General features: G+C 75.3%; 6 protein-coding genes. 3 read left to right on the forward strand and 3 right to left on the reverse strand.

What is annotated here, in order from left to right; all coding sequences use genetic code 11:
- Window positions 1-4 precede the first annotated feature (4 nt).
- Window positions 5-1,207, forward strand: coding sequence for a poly-gamma-glutamate synthase PgsB (pgsB, locus tag PT931_RS07025; RefSeq protein WP_456244851.1), 1,203 nt, complete (start codon window positions 5-7; stop codon window positions 1,205-1,207).
- A complete protein-coding gene (locus PT931_RS07030) occupies window positions 1,204-1,686 on the forward strand; it encodes a poly-gamma-glutamate biosynthesis protein PgsC/CapC (protein WP_456244852.1) in 483 nt (160 codons plus the stop codon). Before pgsB ends, PT931_RS07030 begins: the two co-directional genes overlap by 4 nt.
- 16 nt (window positions 1,687-1,702) lie before the next feature.
- Here the strand turns inward: PT931_RS07030 and PT931_RS07035 are convergent, their stop codons facing one another.
- The 3 genes from PT931_RS07035 to PT931_RS07045 form a co-directional block, all read right to left on the reverse strand.
- Complete coding sequence (locus PT931_RS07035) at window positions 1,703-2,923, reverse strand: RNA polymerase sigma factor (protein ID WP_456244853.1); 1,221 nt, start codon at window positions 2,921-2,923, stop codon at window positions 1,703-1,705.
- On the reverse strand, window positions 2,920-3,252 hold the full coding sequence (locus tag PT931_RS07040; protein WP_456244854.1) for a YciI family protein: 333 nt from the start codon (window positions 3,250-3,252) through the stop codon (window positions 2,920-2,922). The genes PT931_RS07035 and PT931_RS07040 overlap by 4 nt, the downstream gene beginning before the upstream one ends.
- 100 nt (window positions 3,253-3,352) lie before the next feature.
- Window positions 3,353-6,280 (reverse strand): AAA family ATPase, encoded by a 2,928-nt coding sequence (locus PT931_RS07045; protein ID WP_456244855.1) that lies wholly within the window; start codon window positions 6,278-6,280, stop codon window positions 3,353-3,355.
- 215 nt (window positions 6,281-6,495) lie between these two features.
- Between PT931_RS07045 and PT931_RS07050 the strand changes: the two genes are divergently transcribed.
- Window positions 6,496-7,249: hypothetical protein (locus PT931_RS07050; protein WP_456244856.1), on the forward strand; the 754-nt coding region annotated here is incomplete at its 3' end.

A 7,249-nucleotide genomic window follows, 5' to 3' on the forward strand; every position in this document is an offset into this window, starting at 1 on the left:
CGGCGTGCTGCTCATCCTGGTGTTCTTCGGTTTCTGCCTCGCGCTGCTCGTCGCCGGGGTCGTCGAGCAGGCCCGGCACCACCGGCACCTGCGGAGCATCCCGGTCCGGGTGCTGGTCAACGGCATCCGGGGCAAGAGTTCGATCACCCGGCTGTGCGCCGGGGCGCTGCGGGGCGGCGGTCGGACCGTGGTCGCGAAGACCACCGGCACGGCGGCCCGGTTCCTCTACCCCGACGGGTCCGAGGAGCCGGTGTACCGCAGGTTCGGCATCGCCAACGTGGTCGAGCAGATCGGCATCGTCCGCCGGGCGGCGGTGTTCCGTCCCGACGCGCTGGTCATCGAGTGCATGGCGGTGATGCCGGCGTTGCAGGAGATCAACCAGTCGAAGCTGATCGAGTCCACGATCGGGGTGCTGTGCAACGTCCGGGAGGACCACCTCGCCGAGATGGGCCCGACCCTCGACGACGTGGCCCGGTCCCTGTCGCGGTCCATGCCGGTGGGCGGGGTGTGCGTCACCGCCGAGCGGGACCGGTTGGCGATCCTGCGGGTCGAGGCCCGGCGGCGGCGGTGCCGGCTGGTGGTGGTCGACCCGGAGGAGGTCACCGACGAGGAGATGGCGGCGTTCAGCTGGATCACGTTCAAGGACAACGTGGCCATCGCCCTGGCGGTCGCCGGACTGTGCGGGGTGGGGCGGGACGCCGCGCTGGCGGGCATGTGGGCGGCGCCGCCGGATCCCGGGGTACTGACGGTCGACCGGTTCCGGCTGGCCGGCGGGACCCTGGCGGTGGCCAACGTGTTCGCCGCCAACGACCCGGCCTCCACCCTGCAGAACATCCACCGGCTGCACGACCAGGAGCTGATCGGCCGACCGCTCCAGATGGTGATCAACTGCCGGCCGGACCGGGTGGAGCGCAACGCCCAGATGGGTACGCTGGTCGGCCAGGTCGCCCCGGACCGGGTGATCCTGATCGGCGAGCCGACCCGCAGCGCGCGGGCCACCGTCCCCGGCCCGTGGCAGGACCGGGTCCTCGACCTCGGTGGCCGCCGCCCGGCCCGGCAGCTGCTGGACGAGATCGTCGCCGGGATGGCCGGCGACACGTCGCTGGTGACGGTCGGCAACATCCACGGCCAGGGCGAACTGCTCCTCGCGGAGCTGGCCACGCTGCCCCGGGCCGTACCCGTGACCCCGCACCGGAGGAACCCGTGATCAGCGTCGAGCTCGCCCCCGAGACCGCCACCCTCGCCCTCGGGGCCGGCCTGGTGTTCTCGCTGTTGTGCTACCTGACCACCAACCTGTCCCCCGGCGGCATGATCACCCCGGGGTGGCTCGCGCTGGCCCTGCTCCAGGACTACCGGCAGGCCGGGATCGTGGTGGCGATGACCGGGGTGACCTACGCGGGCACCCGGCTCCTGCAACGCGTCGTCATCCTGTACGGCAAGCGCCTGTTCGCCGCCGTCGTCCTGCTCGGCGTCGTCTTGCAGCTGGCGTTGTTCCTGGTGGTGCAGAACAGGTTCCCGTTGCTGTTCGTGCACCAGACCCTCGGCTTCGTCGCCCCGGGGCTGATCGCGTACCAGCTGGTCCGGCAGCCGCCCGGCGCGACGATCCTGGCGACGGCCGTGGTGACCGCCGCCGCGTACGCGGTGATGATCAGCGGGGTGCTCGCCGGGGTGGTCTCGGCCGTGTGACCGGGCCCGGTGCGGGTCAGGGCCCGGCGAGCTGGTCGCGCCTCCGCGTGAGGTACGCCGTCTCGGCGGTGTTGCCGGCCAGCCCGATCGCCCGGTCGTACGCGGCCCGCGCGTCCCGGCTCCGGCCGAGGCGGCGCAGCAGGTCGGCGCGGGTGGCGTGGAAGGCGTGGTACCCGTCCAGCGGCAGGCCGTCCACCTCCGCCAGTGCCACCTGCGGGCCGTCGAGTTCGGCGACCGCGACCGCCCGGTTGAGCCGCACGATCGGCGAGGGGTCGAGCCGGACCAGCTGGTCGTAGAGCGCGACGACCTGCGACCAGTCGGTGTCGCGGACATCGGCGGCGTCGGTGTGCACGGCGCTGATCGCGGCGAGGATCTGGTAGCGCCCCGGTCGCTGGCCGGAGGCGAGCCGCGCGCGGACCAGGGCGTGGCCCTCGGCGATCAGGGCCCGGTCCCAGGCGCCGCGGTCCTGCTCGGCGAGGGTGACGAGTTCGCCGGTCGCGGACACCCGCGCGGCCCGGCGGGACTCCGTGAGCAGCATCAGCGCCAGCAGCCCGGCGACCTCGCCGTCGGCTGGCAGCAGGGCGCGGACCAGCCGGGTCAGCCGGATCGCCTCGGCGGTCAGGTCGGCGCGGACCGGCTCCCGCCCGGGGGCCGAGGACAGGTAGCCCTCGTTGAAGATCAGGTAGAGGACGGCGAGCACCCCGGTGACCCGGGTGGGCAGGTCCTCCCGGGCCGGTACCCGGTAAGGGATCCGCGCTGTTCTGATCTTGTCCTTCGCGCGGGTGATCCGCCGGCCCATGGCGGGTTCGGCGACCAGGAACGCGGCGGCGATCTCGGGCACCGTGAGCCCGCCGACCATCCGCAGGGTCAGCGCGACCCGGGCCTCCATCGCGAGAGCCGGGTGGCAGCAGGTGAACAGGAGCCGGAGCCGGTCGTCGTCGACGGCGCCGGTCGGCTCGGGGGTGTCGGACAGCATCAGCGCCTCCCGGTGCTTGTCCTCCCGCCGGGCCTCGCGGCGGAGCCGGTCGATGGCCCGGCGGTGGGCGGTGGTGGTCAGCCATCCACCGGGATTCGGCGGGACGCCGTCGACCGGCCAGCGCTCGACGGCGGTCGCGAACGCCTCGGCGGCCATCTCCTCGGCGAGGTCGAGGTCCCCGACCCGCCGGGCCAGCGTGGCGACCACCCGGGCCCACTCCTCGCGGTGCACCCGGGCGATCACCTCGCCGACGTCGGTCACAGGAACGGCCGGACCTCGATCCTGCGGTTGCAGACCTTCGACCCCTCACCGGCGAGCCGGAGCGCCGCGTCGAGGTCGGGCGCCTCGATGATCCACAGGCCGACGACGTACTCCTTCGTCTCCACGTAGGGCCCGTCGGTGAACACCGGGGGCCCGTCCCGGCCGTCGATGACGGTGGCCGAGTCCGGCGACGCCAGGCCGCCGGCGAAGACCCACTGGCCGTCGGCCTGCATCTGGCGGTTGAACGCGCTGATCGCGGCCCGCTCCTCCGGGTCGGCGTTCGCCGTGGCCGGGTCGTCGTGGAGCACGGACATCAGGTACTGCGCCATCTCGGATCAACTCCTGTGGTCAGGTGGCCGCCCTCCGGACAGCCTCTCACCCCTACCACGAACGCCGTCCCCGCAATCCGACACACTCCGCCGGGAAAAGTCATCCGAGTCGGCGGAGCAGGCGCCTTTCCAGGTGCAGGGGCAGGTCCGCCGGGGTCCAGCCCTCCGCGACCGCGAGGCGGGCCAGCGCGCCCGTGTCCTCCGCCACCGGGCCGCCGTCCGGGTCGCGGTGCGCCACCAGGGGGCGGTACTTCTCCGCCAGGGCCGCGCCGTGGAAGCGGATCGCCGCCAGCCACTGCTCCTCGCCGACGGTGCGGTCCGTGACCGCGACGAGCAGCCGGCGCAGCAGCTCCGGGGTCAGGGAGTAGGAGGCGCGCAGGCCGTCGAGGAGGTGCGCGGGGCCGTAGGGGTCGCCGTCCGCGCCGTCCGCACCGACCGCGCCGACCGCCCCGGCCGCGCCGTCCGCCCCGGTGGTTTCGGCCGTCCCGGTCGCTTCGGGGCCCGTCGGGAGGGCGAAGTCCCCGGCCAGTACCAGGAAGAGGTCCTCCGTGGGGAACAGGGAACCGGCCCCGTCTGCCACCGGGAGCGGACGCCGGTCGAGCAGCGGGACGATCCTGGTCCGCAGCGCCTCCCGAGCGCCCGGCCCGGCGGCCGTGGCCAGCAGCCGGTCGACGTTGTCCACCAGCAGGACGCCGCGCGCCGCCCGGTCGGGGTGCCCGTCGGCGCGGGTCACCAGGTCCACGACCGCGTCGGTGGCCCAGCCCCCGTCGTCGGCGGTGTCGGCCAGCGGCGCGGCGTCCAGGACCGCCCACGGCACACCCCAGGTCGCGGCGAGCGCGCGGACCAGGGCCCCGCGCTGGTGGGCGCGGGGGTCGACGAGGAGCACGGCCCGGTCCAGCGGCGGGGAGGTGTAGTGCTGGTGGCTGGCGACGGCCAGTACCTCCCGGGCCCGGTCGCTGCCCGGCGCGTGCTCCGCCAGGGCCCCGGCGACCGCGCCCGGGGTGGGGCCGGCCGCGCGCACCGCGACCGGGCCCCGCCCGAGCCCCTTGTCGACCAGGTCGGCGTCCACGACCAGCGGGCCCTCCCCGGAGCGGGGCCGGCGGAACATCGTGTCGTGCAGCGCCTCCTCCAGGACCGCCCGCAGGCCCCGGGCCCCGACGCCCCGCCGGGCGGCCTCCCGGGCGATCCGTTCCACGGCCCCCGGGGTGACGACCGGGTCGGCCCAGCCCTGCAGGCCCAGCAGCGCCGCGTACTCGGCCACCAGCCCGGTGCGCGGGTTGCGCAGGATCCGGGCCAGCTCCGCCACGGTCAGTTCCCGGGTGCCGGTGACCACCGGGAACCGGCCGACCAGCTCCGGGAGGAACCCGTGGTCGACCAGGTCCTCGGCCCGGGCCCGCTCCAGCAGGTCCGGGTGCTCCGCGCCGGGCCGGTGCGGCAGGTCGAGGCGGCGGGCCACCCGCGCGGCCAGCCCGTTGAACGCGCCCAGCCCCACGAACAGCACGTTGCCGGTGTGGAACGACAGGTACTCCCCCCTGCCGGCCCCGCCCCCCGGCACGTCCACGACCGTACCCTCCACGAGCTTGAGCAGGTCCTGCTGCACCCCGGCGCTGGTGGCCCGGGACCGGTCGTCGCGGGTCAGCGCCAGCTTGTCGAACTCGTCGACGCACACCACCCCGTACTCGGCGCGGCGCAGGTGGAAGTCGCTGGCCTGCAACAGCCGGAACAGCAGGTGCTCCACCGTGGTGCCCGCGTAGCCGGTCTCCGTGAGCGTCGTGGCGTTGGCCAGCACGAACGGCACGTCCAGGTGCCGGGCGACCGTCTCGACGAGCATGGTCTTGCCGGTACCGGTCGGCCCGAGCAGCAGCACGTTGGACTTGCGCACCGCCACCGGTACGGACGTGAACGACGTGGCCGCCCCCAGGCGCAGGTAGTGGTTGCCGACCGCCACCGCGAGCCGCCGCTTCGCCGCCTCCTGCCCCTCGACGTACCGGTCGAGGTGTTCCACGATCTCCGCCGGGCCGCTCGCGCGCACCCGGGGCAGCAGCCGCGCCCGGGCCGCCACGAAGTCGTCGAGGGTCAGGGGCGCGCCGGTGCCGCGGTCCGCCGCCGACCGGGCCGCCCACTGGGTGACCTGGGCCAGTTCCGCGCCGGAGAAGCCGGCCACGCCGCCGGCGAGGTCCGCCACCCGCAGGTCGGCGGCCAGCCGGTACCCGGTGAGGTGGGTCTGGAGGATCTCCTCCGCCGCGGCCCGGTCGGGCGGTCCGAGGTCGATCCGCAGCCCGAAGCGCCGGGCGCCGGACAGGGCCGGGTCGAGCGCCCGGGGCCGGCTGGTGGCCGCGATCACGAACACGTTCCCGTTGGCGGCCAGGTCGTCCAGCTCGACCAGGAACTGGGCCATGGTGCGGCGCTCCTGCTCGCCCCGGCCGGACGGGTCGGACCCCGACGCCCCGGTGCCGAGGAGGTCGAACTGGTCCACGAACACGACACACGGCCGGCTCGGGCCCGACAGCGCGCGGGCGTCGGCGAACACCGCGCGCATCCGGGTCGTCCCCATCCCGACGTAGAGCTCGTCGAACTCGGCCGCGGTGTAGGAGAACAGCGGCACGCCCGCCTCTCCGGCCACCGCCCGGGCGAGGGTGGTCTTGCCGGTGCCGGTCGGGCCGGTGATCATCAGCGCCCGGGGCACGTCGGCGCCCAGCCGGCCCACCGGGTACCGCAGCCAGTCGAGCACCGGGGCCAGCCGGGTCGGCACGTCGCCCAGGCCGCCGAGGTCGTCGAGCCGGTCGGCGACCAGTTCGGCCCTGCGGTCCAGGGCCGCGCCGAGCCGGTCGTCCCGGGCCTCCCCGGCCTCCTGGCGGGTCCCCTCCCGGTAGGCGAACACGGCGAACACCACCACCGCCGCCACGAGCAGCCACAGCGGCAGGCCGACGCCCAGCAGGAGGGCCCACGGGCCGTCCACGGCCCAGACGAGCAGCGCGGTCGCGACGACCACGGCGGCGGCGAGCCCGCCCCACACGAACTTCTTCATGTCGTCCTCGGATCGGTGCCGTTCGCTGTCGGGCGCGGCCGCAGGCAACAAGCCAAGCGCACCGGGGTCCGCCGGCCAAGCACCGGTAACCTATCCGACAGACGGCCGCGCGCGGGGGCCCTGCGCAGGCACGATGGGTCGATGACCGCGCCGCCGCGACCGTCCACCGGAGACTGTGCGCGACCACGCGGGGCCACCGGGGCCTTCCCATGTGGATGAGATGGCGCCTGTTCCTCGCGGGCTACCGGGTCGGCCGGCACGCAAACCCCTACGCGCTGGACCTGGCCGTGCGGGCGTCGGACGGCCGGTTCCCCGAGTACGTCCGGAGCGGTCGCCGGCAGTACCACCTGGCCTTCGGGATCGCCTGGCGGGAGCGCGCCCTGCGGATCACCGGCGATGTCGGGGACCTGGACCGCAGTGCCGCGTCGCTGGGCCGGGTCGCCCGCGACTGGCCGGTGGCGCAGGTGGAACTCGCCCGCACCCTGACCGCGCGTTACGCCCGGGACGGTGACCGCGCCGACGCCCGGCGCGCCGTCGGCCTGGTCCGGGCGGCGGCGACGGCCGAACCCGGGAACTCCTGGGTCCGGGACGTCGAGGAGGAGGTCATGGCCCGGCTCCGGGAGCTGGGCGACCGGGTCGTGCCGGACGGACTGACCGCGACCGGGCCGGTGCGCTCCGGGGACGGCCGGTTCGCGACGGTGTGGTCGGGAGACCATCTGGGGGTACGTCGGCACGTGGTCGTCCTCACCGGCCGGGCGGACGGCGCCGGGGTCCCGCCCTTCGCGGACCTGTGGGACGAGAGCACCTGGGCCTTCGACGTCCTGCTCCTGCTGTACGGCCCCGGCGAACCCCCGGCCGGCACCCGGCTGCCGTACCGGATGGTGCCCGACGGCGACCTCGCGGCCCTCGCGGCCGACGCGCTCGACGCGACCCGCCTCCCGGTGTCGTGGCGGGGCCCGTACCGGGTCC

This window comes from Longispora urticae (genome assembly GCF_053902585.1).

What these genes read in the sequence shown, in the direction of transcription:
- PT931_RS07040 (WP_456244854.1), bottom strand. Translation starts at nt 3,252, where the DNA reads ATGGCGCAGTACCTGATGTCCGTGCTCCACGACGACCCGGCCACGGCG.
- PT931_RS07045 (WP_456244855.1), bottom strand. Translation starts at nt 6,280, where the DNA reads ATGAAGAAGTTCGTGTGGGGCGGGCTCGCCGCCGCCGTGGTCGTCGCG.